Source organism: Vibrio sp. 10N, assembly GCF_036245475.1.
In the GTDB taxonomy this organism is placed as follows: domain Bacteria; phylum Pseudomonadota; class Gammaproteobacteria; order Enterobacterales; family Vibrionaceae; genus Vibrio.
On record NZ_BTPM01000001.1, the window covers coordinates 3316725 to 3333860 of the forward strand.

General features: G+C 47.4%; 13 protein-coding genes. 8 read left to right on the forward strand and 5 right to left on the reverse strand.

The window, feature by feature from the left end; all coding sequences use genetic code 11:
• Window positions 1-24: 24 nt before the first annotated feature.
• Entirely contained in the window at window positions 25-822 is a 798-nt protein-coding gene (locus AAA946_RS15320) for a glycosyltransferase (RefSeq protein WP_338165593.1), read from the reverse strand.
• Between the two features lie 188 nt (window positions 823-1010).
• Between AAA946_RS15320 and AAA946_RS15325 the strand changes: the two genes are divergently transcribed.
• Entirely contained in the window at window positions 1011-2063 is a 1053-nt protein-coding gene (locus AAA946_RS15325) for a glycosyltransferase family 9 protein (RefSeq protein ID WP_338165594.1), read from the forward strand.
• Between the two features lie 340 nt (window positions 2064-2403).
• A complete protein-coding gene (locus tag AAA946_RS15330) occupies window positions 2404-3189 on the forward strand; it encodes a glycosyltransferase family 2 protein (RefSeq protein WP_338165852.1) in 786 nt (261 codons plus the stop codon).
• Here AAA946_RS15330 and AAA946_RS15335 read toward each other — a convergent pair.
• The gene (locus AAA946_RS15335; RefSeq protein WP_338165595.1) at window positions 3158-4192 is read right to left on the reverse strand and encodes a glycosyltransferase family 9 protein; all 1035 of its coding nucleotides are present in this window, start codon (window positions 4190-4192) and stop codon (window positions 3158-3160) included. The two genes, AAA946_RS15330 and AAA946_RS15335, sit on opposite strands and share 32 nt — an antisense overlap.
• A 123-nt stretch (window positions 4193-4315) precedes the next feature.
• On the opposite strand from AAA946_RS15335, the gene coaD reads away from it, so the two are divergent.
• Window positions 4316-4810 (forward strand): pantetheine-phosphate adenylyltransferase, encoded by a 495-nt coding sequence (gene coaD / locus AAA946_RS15340; RefSeq protein WP_338165596.1) that lies wholly within the window; start codon window positions 4316-4318, stop codon window positions 4808-4810.
• A 181-nt stretch (window positions 4811-4991) separates the two neighbouring features.
• On the forward strand, window positions 4992-6392 hold the full coding sequence (locus AAA946_RS15345) for an ArnT family glycosyltransferase (protein WP_338165853.1): 1401 nt from the start codon (window positions 4992-4994) through the stop codon (window positions 6390-6392).
• A 92-nt stretch (window positions 6393-6484) separates the two neighbouring features.
• On the opposite strand, the gene pyrE is transcribed toward AAA946_RS15345, so the two are convergent.
• Both pyrE and rph read right to left on the reverse strand, forming a co-directional pair.
• Window positions 6485-7126: an orotate phosphoribosyltransferase gene (gene pyrE, locus AAA946_RS15350; protein WP_338165597.1), complete on the reverse strand. Its 642-nt coding sequence runs from the start codon at window positions 7124-7126 to the stop codon at window positions 6485-6487.
• Window positions 7127-8616: 1490 nt separating this feature from the next.
• Window positions 8617-9333 carry a ribonuclease PH gene (gene rph, locus AAA946_RS15355; RefSeq protein WP_338165598.1) on the reverse strand — a complete coding sequence of 239 codons (717 nt, stop codon included), beginning with the start codon at window positions 9331-9333 and terminating at the stop codon, window positions 8617-8619.
• A 338-nt stretch (window positions 9334-9671) separates the two neighbouring features.
• Between rph and AAA946_RS15360 the strand changes: the two genes are divergently transcribed.
• Window positions 9672-10538, forward strand: a complete 867-nt coding sequence (locus AAA946_RS15360) for a YicC/YloC family endoribonuclease (protein ID WP_338165599.1) — start codon at window positions 9672-9674, stop codon at window positions 10536-10538.
• A gap of 56 nt (window positions 10539-10594) precedes the next feature.
• Here the strand turns inward: AAA946_RS15360 and AAA946_RS15365 are convergent, their stop codons facing one another.
• The gene (locus AAA946_RS15365) at window positions 10595-11965 is read right to left on the reverse strand and encodes an NCS2 family permease (RefSeq protein ID WP_338165600.1); all 1371 of its coding nucleotides are present in this window, start codon (window positions 11963-11965) and stop codon (window positions 10595-10597) included.
• Window positions 11966-12221: 256 nt separating this feature from the next.
• On the opposite strand from AAA946_RS15365, the gene AAA946_RS15370 reads away from it, so the two are divergent.
• The 3 genes from AAA946_RS15370 to rpoZ all read left to right on the forward strand — a co-directional run bounded on the left by AAA946_RS15370 (window position 12222) and on the right by rpoZ (window position 17132).
• Window positions 12222-14999: a response regulator gene (locus tag AAA946_RS15370; RefSeq protein ID WP_338165601.1), complete on the forward strand. Its 2778-nt coding sequence runs from the start codon at window positions 12222-12224 to the stop codon at window positions 14997-14999.
• A gap of 175 nt (window positions 15000-15174) precedes the next feature.
• Entirely contained in the window at window positions 15175-15798 is a 624-nt protein-coding gene (gene gmk / locus AAA946_RS15375; protein ID WP_338165854.1) for a guanylate kinase, read from the forward strand.
• Window positions 15799-16859: 1061 nt separating this feature from the next.
• On the forward strand, window positions 16860-17132 hold the full coding sequence (rpoZ, locus tag AAA946_RS15380; protein WP_006071268.1) for a DNA-directed RNA polymerase subunit omega: 273 nt from the start codon (window positions 16860-16862) through the stop codon (window positions 17130-17132).
• Window positions 17133-17136 lie beyond the last annotated feature (4 nt).

The following is a 17136-nucleotide window of genomic DNA, read 5'->3' on the forward strand; positions in this document are numbered from 1 at the left end:
TAGTCAATGACGTTGTTTCACGCATTAATCTAACCATTTATTCATGCCATTGCGACAATAAGCAACGGTCGTATTCAATTTTTGTTGCTTGATTTGAGTCAATGACTTATCCCCATCATCGACCTCCCTCACAGGATGGTCCAAATGATAAACAACCGCTCGCCCAAGTGAACCATGTGCCGTGACGCCGACTAAGGAAAGGCGATGACTAAGATCAACATCCTCTCCCCCCCATCCTATGAAGTCCTCATCAAAGCCATTCACCAACAATAAGTCTTGGCGATCGACAGCGAAGTTAGCACCATATGGCCAAATCGTTTTGATTCGATTCAACAAGGGCAATACCCATGTCGGATAGCGAATAGCTTGTTCAATTTTTGACAGCTGCTTGCGTAGGGAAAGCCACAGTAACAAAGAAGTTTTGCTCAACTCCGTTATCGACGAGTCACCATTCTTTAACCACTGAGTGATATCTGAACCCAAATATACTCTTGGCCCCGTGACCAGTCCCTTTGGGCAGCTCAAGGCTTTATGATCAGCAACAAAGTGAGGGCTGGGTATGCAATCACTATCGGTGAAAATAATTCTGTCAGCTTGGGAGCTTGCCACGGCTTTATTGAGAATGACCGTTCTTCTAAAACCTTGATCTTCATGCCAAATATGACGCAATCTCAATCCCTTCCGCTGAAATGACTCAACGAGTTGTTTCACATCAGGTTCAGAGCCATCGTCTGCGACACAAATGTCAAAATCCTTGTCTACCTGATTGAGATAACCTGACAAGGTGAGCTTCAAGACGTCGGCATCGTTATAGGCCGACATAATCACTTCATACCGCATAGTTCGGTGGTCATTACCTTTACTAAATCACTATTCAAAGAGTGACAGAGTTTAACAATTTGTAAAGTCTATCGTTTTGGGGCGGCGATTCTAGCACTATAGTGAAATTTTACATTCTATTTTCTTAGCTGCATAATCGTTGCCTATCTATTACTGAATGCGCTGACACTATGGCTTTGTTTACCACTCCTCCTACATCGATTTGCATTCTGCGCTTGTCTGCCATTGGCGACGTGTGCAACACCATCGCTGCGGTACAAGCAATTCAAGCACACTGGCCGAACACCCAAATCACCTGGATAACCGGATCACTAGAAGCAAAGCTGCTCGAGAGTATTCAAGGCATCAGTGTTGTCGTGTTTGACAAAAAAGCAGGTTGGCGAGGCTATCGCGACTTGTGGCGTCAGCTTCGTGGTCAACAGTTTGATGCTCTACTTCACATGCAATACGCGCTGCGCGCAAGCATTGCAACTCTGGGTATTAAAGCCAAATACAAACTCGGTTTTGATGCTGAAAGAGCGCAAGACTTTCAGCAGTTATTCACCAACGTCAAGGTGCCTTCACCACAAAAAATGCATGTACTGGATGGATTGCTGGCCTTCAGCGAGACACTTGGAGTCCCAGCCTCCTCCCCCCATTGGCAACTAAACTATAGTCAGCAACACGCTGATTGGGCAAAACCGCTTTTAGTGGGACAGCAAAATCTCGTCATTGTTCCTGCGGCTAGCAAGGGCTATAAAAACTGGACGGCGGAAGGTTATGTTGCTGTGATTAATCATGCCATTGAGAAGGGATGGAAGGTCATCTTGGCAGGCAGCCCGGCAAAGATTGAGGTGGAGCTTGGTGCGAAAATTGAAGCTTTGTGCTCTCACACAATCAACAACGTCATTGGTCAAAGTAGCCTGATGCAGATGCTGGCTCTGCTTGATATGGGCGATTTGGTGATTGCGCCGGATACCGGGCCAACCCACATGGCCAATGCGATGAATACGCCCGTGATAGGATTATATGCTCATCACAACCCGCAACGCACAGGCCCATATTGTTATTTAGATTATGTGGTGTCGGCTTACGAAGAGGCGATTGTCGCGGAAACAGGTAAAGCCAGCAATGAGCTTGAGTGGCGTGCACGAGTGAAAGACAAGCAAGCGATGCAGCGCATTAAGGCTGAAAGCGTGATTGCGATGTTCGATCATGTGGTGAAAGCAGAAGCGCTTTGTTAATGCTGTATATTCAAGCTATTACACTCATTACCCTAAGTAGTGCACTCGTCATCCTACGTAGTACACCCGTCATCCTACGTAGTACACCCGTCATCCCCTTGAAAAAGGGGATCTCATGAAGCGCGCTGTGAAGTTAAGTGCTCTTTGGATATAGCGTTATTATTTAGGAAGTCACTCGCTGTAGGAGATCCTCACTTTCGTGAGGATGACGAGAACAGTGAGGATGTCGAGGGTAAACGAGCATGTCGAGGGTAAACGAGCATGTCGAGGGTAAACGAGCATGTCGAGGGCAGGTGAAGATGACGAGAAGACTGGGCAGAACAACAATCAACCAAGGATCATTACAGTGACCAAACCAACACTAGCTGTCGCGCTGATAGTAAAAAACGAATCGAAACATCTACGCGCTTGCCTAGAGACAGTGCAAGGCTGGGTGGATGAAATTGTCGTCCTAGACTCTGGCAGCAGTGATGACACTCAAGCCATTGCCGAGGAGATGGGCGCCAAGTTTTACACCAACAGTGAGTGGCCCGGGTTTGGCCGCCAAAGGCAAATCGCACAAAGCCATGTCCAATCCGACTTTGTTTTTTGGCTCGATGCCGATGAGCGCGTCACGCCAGAACTTAAAGCCAGTATCTTAGATGCGGTCAGTAAAAACGCCCCAACCACCATTTATCAGTTCGCCCGACTCAGCTGGGTGTTTGGCCGCTTTATCAAACACTGTGGCTGGTATCCAGACAAAGTGCTACGCCTCTACCCGACTAAGCTCACGCAGTACAACGATTCTTTGGTGCATGAAAAAGTCGAAACAGATAAATCAATGACGATTGAAACCTTAACGGGCGATCTCATCCATTACACTTACGATGACATTCATCATTACTTGGTAAAATCTGCAGGCTATGCCAAGGCGTGGGCAGAACAAAGAGAGAAACGCGGCAAGAAGTCGAGCATTTCACAAGGTATTCTGCACGCTGTGGCGTGTTTTGTGAAAATGTACATCGTCAAAGCCGGCTTTTTGGATGGTAAGCAGGGATTATTACTGTGTTTGCTGTCAGCGCACTCCACGTTCGTGAAATACGCTGATCTTTGGGTTAGGACAAGTACTGAGCCGCCCAAGGGTTAAGCTCTTGAGTCACCTTAGCAATATCGATGCGGGTCATGTTCTCTTGGCTCGCTTTGTCCTCTGCTCGAGGCGGCGCAAACGCTAAATGGCGACCTTCTGAGTTTAGTGGCTTCCAACGTAGCGGTGTTGCTGAGCGTTTCGCTGGGAAAAAACCCACGGTTGGCACGTCAAGTGCTGCAGCGATATGAAGCGGCCCTGTAGAGCCCGCAATAAACAAACTGGCGCACGCTAGCGAGCATGAAAAATCCACCAGCCCGTCATTTTTGTCATACACCACACTGTCGATCGTCTTCTCTGCGAGCAGCGCTTGAAGCTCTCGTGCTTTCTCTTCTTCACCCGGCCCTGCAGTCAACACAACATTCATACTGCCATCAATGCCAGCCACCAACGCCGCATATTGCTCGAGCGTCAAATTGTTCGCTGAACCACCACTGCCCGCGTGAACATAAATCCAAGGCAACGCTTTATTTAAGCCAAGCTCACTCGCCAGCTTTTCTTTCTGTTTCGCCAACGCATCAAGAGAAAAAGAAAAATACGGCGCGCGCGGTTCTACAATCTCAATCGACTGATCGTTTAAAAACGCACGGACCAGGTCGAGGTTGTACTCGTACTCTGGCTTGGCACTTTGAGAGCGCTTTTGTTTAATGCGTCGGTTATAGAAAAGCTGGGCAAACTTGGTCGCTGGGGCCAGTCGATACGGGATTTTCGCTTTCCATACCAACAGGGCGTTATAAGTAGTTGAAAACAGGTTGATGGAAGCATCAAACTTGGCGCCCTTAAGAGTTTCAACGAGATGTTTCTGGGTGTGCTTGTCTGCGTTTTTTCCACAATCCACAATCACTTCATCAATCCAAGGGCAGGCTCTTGCGAGCGCCACAGTATAGCTAGGAACCAAAGCGGTCACTCGACAATCAGGCATCGAGGCTTTGAGCATCGCAAAACTCGGCCATGCCAACATAAAATCGCCTATCTTGTCGTTCCGAACCACCAGTATGTTTTTCATCTTTATTCTCTTGTCACCTAGCTGTTTGAGGATAATAGCAATTCACTGTGTTCTGGCAACCTCATTCCTAATAAACACTGGAAAGTGCTACACTGACGCAAACTATTAACAAGAGCCAATACCGTGACAAAAAAACGTCTATCTCGAGTGATTTATCCCGGCACCTTTGATCCTATTACCAACGGTCACCTTGATCTGATTGAACGTGCTTCGACCATGTTTGATGAAGTCATCATCGCCATTGCTGCTAGCCCGAGCAAAAACACCATGTTTACTCTCGATGAGCGTGTGCAGTTCACCACCGAAGTCACAAAGCACCTAGATAATGTCACCGCCAAAGGCTTTTCAGGTCTTCTAGTCAACTTTGCAGAAGATGAACAAGCTAACGTGCTGATCCGCGGCCTACGTACCACGGTCGACTTCGAATATGAGTTTGGTCTGACGAACATGTATCGAAGACTACTGCCTGGCTTGGAGAGTGTGTTCCTCACCCCAGCAGAAGAGCACGCATTCATCTCTTCGACTTTGGTTCGCGAAGTCGCCATCCATGGTGGCGATGTGAGTCAATTTGTGCCACCACTGATTGAGCAGGCATTGCAAACCAAGAAGGTTGTGTAGGGTCTAAAGATATACACAAATTAACAATAGTTTGATTGCTATTTTATTGACCTACACTTGAAGAATGTGTGAGACTTCGAACGTTTTTTTGTTCAGCAAGATGATATAGCCTCATCTTGCTCAGCATCGGCCAAAACGATTCATCTTGGTCGAAGTCCCGCTTCTGGAGCATATGAAAATGATAAATAAACAGCGAACGCTGTGGTTCCTACTCATTGGCGCTTTGTTAATTCGCCTACTCTCACTTGGGTTCTATCCGCTAATGGACACAACTGAGTCGCGCTACGGTGAAATGGCGCGCATGATGGTGGAAACTGGTAACTGGCTAACGCCTTTGTTTGATTACGGCGTCCCATTTTGGGGTAAGCCGCCACTCTTTACGTGGATGAGCGCTGCGAGCGTCGAGCTCTTTGGGCTGTCAGAGTTTACTTTGCGCTTACCACATTGGCTTGCGGGTGTATTGGTGGTTGCTGCCGCCGCTTGGTTTGCAAAAAAGAATGGTTACAATCCACTGGTTGCCGCAGTCGTGCTGTCGACCACGCTCGTGTTCTCCATCTCAGCGGGCGCTGTAATGACCGATATGGCACTCACTATGGGTCTTGCGCTTGCCATGGTTGGTTTCTACCAATGTTGGCGCGGTGAAACACTTTGGGGTTATGTAGGCTTCATTGGTCTTGCTATTGGCCTACTGGCTAAAGGTCCGGTTGCGATTGTTCTATTTGGCCTGGCTGTCTTCCCATGGATGGTGATTCAACATGGTCTCATTGGCGCGTTCGTTGAGCTATGGCGCCGCTTCCCACTAATTAAGGGAACACTGCTGATGTTAGCCATAGCACTGCCTTGGTACATCATGGCAGAGCGTGCTACGCCTGGATTTATCGATTACTTTATTGTCGGCGAGCACTACAAGCGCTTTGTCGAACCTGGCTGGACTGGCGATCTTTATGGTTCTGGTCACGAAGAGCCTAAAGGTAAAATTTGGTTCTTCTGGCTATTAGCCGTACTCCCTTGGTCACTCATTCTGCCAGTACTCATGTTAGTGCGTGCCAAGTTTGGCCTTGAGCAAGCAAAGCAAAACCACGGTTTCACTAGCTTTGCTATTTGGTGGGCATTGTCACCGCTTATTTTGTTCACGGTTTCAAGTAATATTTTGCCGACCTACGTACTACCAGGCACACCAGCGATTGGTCTATTGATTGCGATTTTCTGGAAGAACAAAGATACCATTTGGTTGACGATTGCTGCGCTGGTTGTCCCTGTAGCACTGATCGCAGCGACGTACATGCTGTCGACGGGGAAAATTGCCGATAACAGTGATAAACATCTGATTGAGAGCCTAGACCCTGATGTGCGCGTGTTCTACAAATACCCACGCTCATATTCAGGTCAATATTACAGCTTTGGTCAAGCCAAAGTACTGCGCACTGACGATCAACTTGAAGGACTCGATCAGTTCTATCTGATCACCTTCAAAGACCGAATGGCCTATGACTACCCATACTATCAAGAGAAGTTTGATTGTAGTGATGTCGTTGCTGAAAGCCACAACCGCGGTGCTATTCTGTGTAAGGTGAAACCCTAGCAATAACTAGCCAACAAAAAATAAAAAGGCCTGATTAATCAGGCCTTTTTTGTATTCAAATGCGGTTCAATGACTTCTCATCATGTGAACAATTAAATACCAAACTCTGCACGGTACGCTTTCACCGCTTCAAGGTGCTCAGCATTACCACCTTTCTCTTCAAGGTAAGTGATAAGGTCTGTCAGACTGACGATAGAAATCACCGCGCAGCCAAAGTCTCGTTCCACTTCTTGAATGGCAGAAAGCTCACCCTTGCCTTTTTCTTGACGGTCAATCGCAACTAGCACGCCCGCTAGGTCAGCACCGTTGGCTTTGATGATTTCCATTGACTCACGAATCGCAGTACCCGCTGTGATCACGTCATCCACCAGCATAATACGACCTTCGAGTGCGCTACCCACTAGGTTGCCACCTTCACCGTGGTCTTTCGCTTCCTTACGGTTGAAACAGTAAGGAGTGTCGATATCGTGGTGATCAGCGAGTGCTACCGCCGTTGTCGTTGCAATTGGGATGCCTTTGTAAGCTGGGCCAAATAGCACGTCAAACTCAATGCCTGAGTCCGCTAATGCAGCTGCGTAGAAGCGGCCTAGACGTGCTAGGTCACGACCAGTATTGAAAAGCCCAGCGTTGAAGAAGTAAGGACTTTTACGACCAGATTTAAGGGTAAACTCGCCAAATTTTAGGACTTCTTTCTCTAATGCAAATTCAATAAATTCACGCTGGTATGCTTTCATTTTATCTCTCTCTTTAATTTCATTCACAATGTACATCGCGTCACCCACGCAGTACACCCGTCATTCGACGATGCTCCGTCAATCAACGATTCCTCGTCATCCTCTTGAAAAAGGGGATCTCCTGCGGCACGTGACTCACATAATTTGAGCACAATACTCGCTGCCAAAGATCCTCACTTTCGTGAGGATGACGGTTTATTTTGGTTTTATCGTGCTCAGAAGTCGAGGCTGTACACTAGTCATCCTTGTATATTCGTCATCCCTACACACTCGTCATCCCCTTGAAAAAGGGGATCTCCTGCGGCACGTGACTCACATAATTTGAGCACAATACTCGCTGCCAAAGATCCTCACTTTCGTGAGGATGACGGTTTATTTTGGTTTTATCGTGCTCAGAAGTCGAGGCTGTACACTAGTCATCCTTGTATATTCGTCATCCCTACACACTCGTCATCCCCTTGAAAAAGAGGATCTCCTGCGGCACGTGACTCACATAATTTGAGCACAATACTCGCTGCCAAAGATCCTCACTTTCGTGAGGATGACGGTTTATTTTGGTTTTATCGTGCTCAGAAGTCGAGGCTGTACACTAGTCATCCTTGTATATTCGTCATCCCTACACACTCGTCATCCCCTTGAAAAAGAGGATCTCCTGCGGCACGTGACTCACATAATTTGAGCACAATACTCGCTGCCAAAGATCCTCACTTTCGTGAGGATGACGGTTTATTTTGGTTTTATCGTGCTCAGAAGTCGAGGCTGTACACTAGTCATCCTTGTATATTCGTCATCCCTACACACTCGTCATCCCCTTGAAAAAGAGGATCTCCTGCGGCACGTGACTCACATAATTTGAGCACAATACTCGCTGCCAAAGATCCTCACTTTCGTGAGGATGACGGTTTATTTTGGTTTTATCGTGCTCAGAAGTCGAGGCTGTACACTAGTCATCCTTGTATATTCGTCATCCCTACACACTCGTCATCCCCTTGAAAAAGGGGATCTCCTGCGGCACGTGACTCACATAATTTGAGCACAATACTCGCTGCCAAAGATCCTCACTTTCGTGAGGATGACGGTTTATTTTGGTTTTATCGTGCTCAGAAGTCGAGGCTGTACACTAGTCATCCTTGTATATTCGTCATCCCTACACACTCGTCATCCCCTTGAAAAAGAGGATCTCCTGCGGCACGTGACTCACATAATTTGAGCACAATACTCGCTGCCAAAGATCCTCACTTTCGTGAGGATGACGGTTTATTTTGGTTTTATCGTGCTCAGAAGTCGAGGCTGTACACTAGTCATCCTTGTATATTCGTCATCCCTACACACTCGTCATCCCCTTGAAAAAGGGGATCTCCTGCGGCACGTGACTCACATAATTTGAGCACAACACTTGCTGACAAAAATCCTCACTTTCGTGAGGATGACGTTTTTTTGATTTGTGGTTTCTCTACACAAAAAAATAGCCCCCTTACGGGAGCTATCAATCAATCTTCTAAAGCCAGCTTCTGAGCTGCTACGATCTCGGCAATGCCTTTGTTTGCTGACGCCAGTAGCGCCATCAACTCATCGTGGCTGAACGGTTCGCCTTCTGCGGTGCCTTGGATTTCGATCATTCGACCATCTTCTGTCATCACCACATTCATATCGGTATCCGCTGCAGAATCTTCGGTGTACTCAAGGTCACACAAGATGTCTTCACCAAGAATGCCCACAGATACTGCAGCCACGTGGCCTTTCATTGGGTTCGCTTTTAGCTTGCCTTTCGCAACAAGGTGAGCAAACGCATCAGCCATTGCCACGCTTGCACCAGAAATAGAAGCAGTACGCGTGCCACCATCCGCTTGGATAACATCACAATCGACCGTTACCATGATTTCGCCCATGGCTTCTAGGTCTACCACCGCGCGCAGGCTGCGAGCGATTAGACGTTGGATTTCCATAGTACGGCCGCCTTGCTTACCGCTAGCCGCTTCACGGCGCATTCTTGAGTGCGTCGAGCGTGGTAGCATGCCGTATTCCGCCGTTACCCAGCCTTTACCTTGGCCTTTTAGCCAGCGAGGCACATTCTCTTCCACGGTTGCGTTACACAACACTTTGGTATTGCCGAACTCTACCAACACAGAACCTTCTGCATAAGCGGTATAGTTGCGAGTAATTTTTATTGGGCGCACTTGGTCTGCTGCGCGATCATTTGGACGCATGGGCATTACCTTAATTGGGGAAGCGAGTTAGGTTGGGCGGAGATTATAGCGGAGAAGTGAAAAGGGATCTAGGTTCTATGGTTCTATGGTCCTATGGTCCTATGGTCCTATGGTCCTATGGTCCTATGGTCCTATGGTCCTATGGTCCTATGGTCCTATGGTCCTATGGTTCATACAAGAAAACCTTATTAATTAATGAAAGCGTAACTCGTCATTCCCCACAGGGCCATAGGTCCGCTCTTCCCAAAAACCGTTCTTTCCCCTAGGACCATTTATTATTAACTGTGCTACCATGACAACAGTTTGAACACACTTAATGAATTCAAAGGAATCATTTCATGATCTACAGTATGACCGCGTACGCGCGCAAAGAGGTCAAAGGTGACTGGGGTAGCGCAGTATGGGAAATCCGCTCTGTAAACCAACGTTATCTCGAAACATACTTCCGTCTTCCAGAGCAGTTCCGTGGTCTAGAGCCTGTACTTCGTGAGCGTTTTCGTAAGCGTCTGGCACGCGGTAAAGTTGAATGTCACCTGCGTTTTGAAGCCAACCCTGCCGCGAAAGGTGAACTAAACATCAATGAGACGCTGGCCAAGCAAGTGATTGGTGCGGCTAACCAAGTCATGGCCCTAACCGGCGAAGAGAGCCGCATCAACCCATTCCAAGTGATGCAGTGGCCAGGTGTGATGGAAACGCCAGAGCAGGACATGGACACCATCAACAAAGCACTATTAGATGGCTTTGAAGGTGCACTTAGCGATTTCATTGAAGCGCGTGGCCGTGAAGGCGAGAACATGAAAGCGCTGATCGTACAGCGTCTTGATGCAATTACAGCAGAAGTGGTGAAAGTTCGTGCTCGTATGCCAGAAATCATTGAATGGCAACGTGAACGTCTACTGGGCAAATTTGAAGAAGCTAAAATCGAGCTAGATGCCTCTCGCGTTGAGCAAGAGCTGATTCTTCTAGCACAAAAATCAGACGTTGCAGAAGAACTCGACCGTCTAGACTCTCACGTTAAAGAAACCAACAGCATTATGAAGAAAGGCGGTGCCGTTGGCCGTCGTCTTGACTTTATGATGCAAGAATTCAACCGCGAGTCGAACACATTGGCGTCTAAGTCTATTAGTACCGACATCACCGCATCAGGCGTAGAGCTTAAAGTATTGATTGAACAAATGCGTGAGCAGATCCAGAACATTGAATAATGTCCGTGCATTAAAAAAGCAGGCGAATGCCTGCTTTTTTTGTGTCTGAATTTTGCTTACAACAGAACTAGATAGGTCATAAACAACACCGACAACACATAAATCACCGGGTGAACCTCTTTGCCCTTACCTGCCACGACCATACTAAACGCATAGCTAATAAAGCCCATCGCCATACCGTTTGCAGGAGAGAAGCTCAGCACGGTAAACATGATGGTAAAGAAGGCAGCGATGCGCGACTCTTTCTTATCCCACTTGATATCGCCCAAGCGGCCAATCATATAGATGCCTACCACTACCATTGCTGGCGCTACCATGGCTGCCGAGAACAGTGAGAATAGTGGGTATAGGAACAGGGATACAAAGAACAAGCCAGCAACCACGACTGCCGCTAGACCGGTTTTCGCGCCCTGCGAAGACGCAATGCCTGACTCAGAGAATGCGGTTACCGACGTTGTACCAAGCAGCGAGCCCATCACAGTACCACCCGCGTCAGCCACAAGTGCTGATCGCGCATTCGGCACCTTACCGTCTTTGTCGATGATGCCAGCATCACGACCTACACCGACAATCGTGCTAAGACCATCAAAGAAGTCGACAATTAGGAAGATGATGACAATGAACAGCAGATCAAACATCTTCTCGGCCGTTAAACCTGAGAAATCAAAAATAGCACCAAAGCTACCGGCCATACTCGGCGGCATCGCAACTAGCTGTTCTGGAATTGGCGCATTAGCTGTACCCATAAAGGTATCCGCAACAATGGTCAGCACGATAGCTGAAATAAACGAGATGAAGGTGGCCAGCTTGATATCGCGAACCATACAACCCAGAGCGATGAAGATACTGATGTAGGCGATGATAACCTTAGGATCGAGAATATCACCCATGCTCACCAAAATGATGGGATTTGAGACAATGATGCCAGCATTTTTAAGCCCCAAGAAAGCGATAAACAAGCCCAGCGAGACCGTAATGGCTAGCTTGAGATCTTCTGGAATCGACTCAATCATCGCTTTGCGGATCTGAGTCATCGATAAGATTAGGTAAATAATGCCCGAGAAAAAGATACCAAGCAGTGCCTCGTGCCAAACCAGCGCGACCGAGCCACTTAGCAGCATGCCTTTGAAAAAGCCGTTCATACTCATACCGGGAGCAAGCATCACTGGGTAGTTGCCAAATACACCCATAATCAGCGTCGCAAACGCGGCCGCCAGCGCTGTTGCGGTAAATACTGCGCCGCGATCCATTCCAGGAATATCGCCCAAAATAGCCGGGTTGACCGCCAAAATGTAGCTCATCGCTAGAAACGTAATGAAGCCCGCGTACACCTCAGTGCCAATCGTAGACTTGCGCTCACTCACCTTGAAGGTCGCTTCGATAAAGGAAGGGTTGGTCTGTCTCTGACCCGCTAATTCTGCACTCACAGTGGTACCTTTTAAGATAGAAAACACGCCGACGCAAACGTATGCGCAACAAAAATATTGGCGCGAATTCTAATTGCTAGCGAGAATAAATCAACACTTTTCGTCCCAAAGACAAAACCTTACAAAACAACACCTTGATAAATAAGCAAACGTTTGCCAGCAATTAACTCAACAACAAAGAGAAACAGGGAACATCGGAACTCATCCGCTCATTTCCTATACTGCTGAGATAGATAGCAAAATAGGATGGCCCTTCATGCCAGCAGCGATACGTAACTTAACCCTTAAAACCAAAACAACGCTGATTGTATTGGGGTTACTTATCATCGTATCGAGCATGAGCTATCAGGTGATCCGTTCGCTGGTCGAAAGAAATGCAGAGGCCACTAAAACCATCGAACTATTGAATGTCGCCCATTCGCTGGACAATATTGCTCATTACTTTGCACTGGAACGAGGGCTATCAGAAGGATACAAATCCAGCTTGGGTGAAGTAACAAGGCAGCAGTTACTGACTGCAAGAAAGGAAGCCGATCAGGCCGCTGAGCAGTGGCATAATCTGGCTCTCAAGTACCCTGATATAGAAAGCACCTTTAGTGAGCAGAAGCAATTACTTGCTCGCGCTCTCGACCATACCATCATGGTCAGAGAGTTTGTCGACCATGGGGTGGGAGAATACTCTTTTAAACACTACTCTGGCCTTATCGAGCAGGCATTGACCATCTATGACGTCATCGTCAGTTCCATTGAATCTCCTGATTTAATCGAGGACTTGCTGCACCACGTTCATTTACTCTGGCTTAAAGAGCGTGCCGGGCAATCTCGTGGCATCCTTAACGGTATTTTTGCCGCACCTGAGCAAGTGATATCAAACGACAAGATGATAGATGCTGGCTTTTATATCCGCAGTTTTGACTGGAACCTACGCTTATTAAGACAACGTGCGCCTGAGTCACTCTACATGCCTATTATCAATTGGGATGTTCACAAACAGATCGATGACATCGAATCCGTATTCGTGACCTCAGGAACACTGACACAAGAGCTCACTGATGTGACTCCCGAATTTTGGTTCCCATTGGCGACAGAGCGTATCGAACGGATCCGATCGATTCTCGAGTTACAAAACCAGCAAATACTAAAAAAAGCGACTCGCACGGTACACAATACTAGCCGTGACCTCATTATTGGCTCGCTTAGCCTTGCATTCGCCATTGTGTTTTTGGTGATTTTACTTTTGATGTCTAGACAGCTCGTGCAGAGGCTGGAAACGCTACTCAATGCCACCAAACATGTCGGCCTCGGCAACTACAAAATTACACTCCCCCAGCACCAATTTAATCAAACCGATGAAATCAGTCGCCTTAGCACTGGATTTGTCAACATGGCCAATTCGTTAGCTCTCAAAGAAGAACAAATGCTCGAACACAATCGCCAATTGCAACAAGCGACCGAACAAGCACAATCCGCTGCTCGTGCTAAAAGTGATTTTCTGTCCACCATGAGCCATGAAATCCGAACCCCCATGAATGGGGTCATTGGCATGACCGACTTACTGCTCGATACTGAACTGGATGAGCAGCAATTCAAACTTGCTCGCACCTCCAGAGATAGCGCAGAGTCTCTACTCACCATCATCAACGATATTCTTGACTTTTCTAAGTTTGAAGCAGGGAAAATCGACTTGGAGCAACTCGAATTCAACTTGGTTGAACTGATTGAAGACATAGGTGCCACACTTTACCTAGGGGCGTCTCAAAAGAAACTGGAGTTAATATGCCCTGCTAATCCCGTGCTTTCTCAATGGCACATAGGGGATCCGGGTCGAATTCGGCAAATACTCGTCAATCTCATAGGAAATGCGGTCAAATTTACCGAGCAAGGCCAGATTGCGGTTTATGTGTCGGTGAAGCCCAAAGATGACCACATCGACAGCGTAAAATTTTCTGTGGTGGATTCAGGGATTGGCATCGAGAAATCTCAACAAGACACATTGTTTGACAAGTTTACCCAAGCCGACAGCTCCACAACCCGAAAATATGGCGGTACAGGTTTAGGGTTATCGATAAGCAAAAAGCTGGTCACTCTGATGGGTGGCCACATAGGCGTTCATAGCGAAGTCGGCAAAGGATCGACATTTTGGTTTGAAGTGCCCCTGCCACATCTCGCCGATAAAGATGTTCACTACGCACCAAAAGGCGACCTAAAACAACAGCGCATTTTAGTGGCGGACGACAACCCAGTGAATCGGCATTTAGTCGGCCAGCTTCTGTCTAATTGGTCTATCGAGTATCAGCAGGCAAGTTCTGCCGCCGAAGCACTGGCGATGCTCACCCAGGCACATGAAGAGGCTAGGCCCTACTCGATTGCCATTCTCGATTATGAAATGCCACAAGTGAATGGCCTCCAATTGGCCCGACGTATTAAAGCCGACGACACGCTGCGTTCTACTCGACTTGTCATGCTATCTTCTGTGGTACAACGTGGCGACATGAAGTTGGTGAAGAGTAACGGGTTTAGTGCCTATCTGACGAAACCCACTCAACAAGCGGAGCTGTTTGATGTCCTGTCTCGCGTCGCCGCACTTGATGGCGTGGATGATCAGAGCATGCTGTTTATTACCAAGCACTCCCCGACTCTGGCCCCTGAGTTTCATGCCGACGTTTTAGTGGTCGATGACATGAAAACCAATCAAGTAGTCGTCAAATCGCTACTGTCTAAGTTTAAGGTCAGTGTCGAGGTGGTCGAAAACGGTCAGCAAGCACTAGAGAGACTTCATGAACGCAGTTTTGACATCGTGTTTATGGATTGCCAGATGCCCGTCATGGATGGCTTTGAAGCCACTACGCTGATCCGTCAACCCGATAGTCAAGTCGCGGACCCGAACGTTATCATCATCGCCATGACGGCCAATGCCATGCAAGGAGATCGTGAGCGCTGCTTAGAAGTCGGGATGGATGATTACATCACCAAACCGATTAACTCTAAAATGCTCCTCGCAACACTGGAGAAATGGATTGCTTCCGCGCGGTAATCTGCCTAGCAAGTTATCCACAAGACAGTTGAGTCTGCATCTAGGTTTGTGATACTCTTCGCCTCCATTTTTCTGGCCGAAATTTCAGCACTTCGGCCAGTGTTTTATCTAAAATAGAACAAGGCACTGACCGGCTTCTATTCCTTCAACCCAAGAATGCGGACACTGACAAATGATTGGTAAAGGCACCCTTTATATCGTATCGGCTCCTAGCGGCGCTGGTAAATCGAGCCTAATTTCGGCGATGTTGGAAAAAAACCCAACCTACGCAATGAAGGTTTCAGTTTCTCACACCACTCGTGGCATGCGCCCTGGTGAAGAAGATGGCGTGCACTACCACTTTGTTGAAAAATCAGAGTTTGAATCACTGATTGAGCAAGGCGCTTTCCTAGAGTATGCCGAAGTGTTCGGTAACTACTACGGCACGTCTCGCCTGTGGATTGAAGAAACCTTAGATAAAGGCATCGATGTATTCCTAGACATCGACTGGCAAGGCGCACGCCAAATCCGCGAGCAAATGCCTCAAGCGAAAAGCGTATTTATCCTACCGCCTTCAAACAGTGAACTAGAGCGCCGTTTGAACGTTCGTGGCCAAGATAGCGATGAAGTGATCGCAAAACGCATGAGCGAAGCAAAATCAGAAATGTCACACTACAACGAGTACGACTATGTTATCGTCAACGATGACTTTGATGGCGCACTGGTTGATTTTAAAGCCATTTTACGTGCTGAGCGCTTGAAGCAAGATAAGCAAGCGGTGAAATATAAAGGCATGTTGGATGCGTTGCTAGCGGAGTAGAAAACCGTCATCCTCACGAAAGTGAGGATCTCCGTCCGCGGGTATTGTGCTCAAATAAAATGAGTCACTTACCGCATGAGATCCCCTTTTTCAAGGGGATGACGAGTGTACTGCGTTGAATGCAGTACACATTAAAAACCGAAATAAACCGTCATCCTCACGAAAGTGAGGATCTTTGCCAGCGAGTATTGCGCTCAAATAATGCGAGTCGCTTGCCGCACGAGATCCCCTTTTTCAAGGGGATGACGAGTGTGCTACTTCGTATGTAGCACACACAAAAACAAAATATACCGTCATCCTCACGAAAGTGAGGATCTTTGCCAGCGGGTATTGTGCTCAAATAAAATGAGTCACTTACCGCATGAGATCCCCTTTTTCAAGGGGATGACGAGTGTACTGCGTTGAATGCAGTACACATTAAAAACCGAAATAAACCGTCATCCTCACGAAAGTGAGGATCTTTGCCAGCGAGTATTGCGCTCAAATAATGCGAGTCGCTTGCCGCACGAGATCCCCTTTTTCAAGGGGATGACGAGTGTGCTACTTCGTATGTAGCACACACAAAAACAAAATATACCGTCATCCTCACGAAAGTGAGGATCTCCGTCCGCGGGTATTGTGCTCAAATAAAATGAGTCACTTACCGCATGAGATCCCCTTTTTCAAGGGGATGACGGAACATCGTCATCCTCACGAAAGTGAGGATCTTTGTCAGCGAGTATTGCGCTCAAATAATGCGAGTCACTTGCCGCACGAGCTCCCCTTTTTCAAGGGGATGACGAGTGTGCTACTTCGTATGTAGCACACACAAAAACAAAATATACCGTCATCCTCACGAAAGTGAGGATCTTTGTCAGCGAGTATTGCGCTCAAATAATGCGAGTCACTTGCCGCACGAGATCCCCTTTTTCAAGGGGATGACGAGTGTGCTACTTCGGAGGTAGCGCGCAATTAAAACCTAAGTAACAGTAGCTAAACGGATCATTTGTGATCTAGAATCTAAATGTAATAGCCTGTATACTTTCTCGTCATCAAAAATTTAGTTAACTATTGGAGTTCTTATGGCACGCGTAACTGTTCAAGACGCTGTTGAAAAAGTTGGCAACCGCTTCGACCTAGTTCTTATTTCGGCTCGCCGCGCACGTCAGATGCAAATCGGTGGTAAAGATGCACTAGTGCCAGAAGAAAATGATAAGCCAACGGTTATCGCTCTACGCGAAATCGAAGAAGGCTTGATCACGAAAGAAGTACTAGACGCACGTGAGCGTCAAGAGCAGCAAGAGCAAGAAGCTGCAGAACTAGCGGCAGTAAGCAGCATCGCTCACAACCGTTAATTCG

Coding starts and splice junctions, on each gene's coding strand:
- AAA946_RS15320 (WP_338165593.1), bottom strand. CDS start 822: ATGTCGGCCTATAACGATGCCGACGTCTTGAAGCTCACCTTGTCAGGT.
- AAA946_RS15325 (WP_338165594.1), top strand. CDS start 1,011: ATGGCTTTGTTTACCACTCCTCCTACATCGATTTGCATTCTGCGCTTG.
- AAA946_RS15335 (WP_338165595.1), bottom strand. CDS start 4,192: ATGAAAAACATACTGGTGGTTCGGAACGACAAGATAGGCGATTTTATG.
- pyrE (WP_338165597.1), bottom strand. CDS start 7,126: ATGAAAGCATACCAGCGTGAATTTATTGAATTTGCATTAGAGAAAGAA.
- rph (WP_338165598.1), bottom strand. CDS start 9,333: ATGCGTCCAAATGATCGCGCAGCAGACCAAGTGCGCCCAATAAAAATT.
- AAA946_RS15360 (WP_338165599.1), top strand. CDS start 9,672: ATGATCTACAGTATGACCGCGTACGCGCGCAAAGAGGTCAAAGGTGAC.
- AAA946_RS15370 (WP_338165601.1), top strand. CDS start 12,222: ATGCCAGCAGCGATACGTAACTTAACCCTTAAAACCAAAACAACGCTG.
- rpoZ (WP_006071268.1), top strand. CDS start 16,860: ATGGCACGCGTAACTGTTCAAGACGCTGTTGAAAAAGTTGGCAACCGC.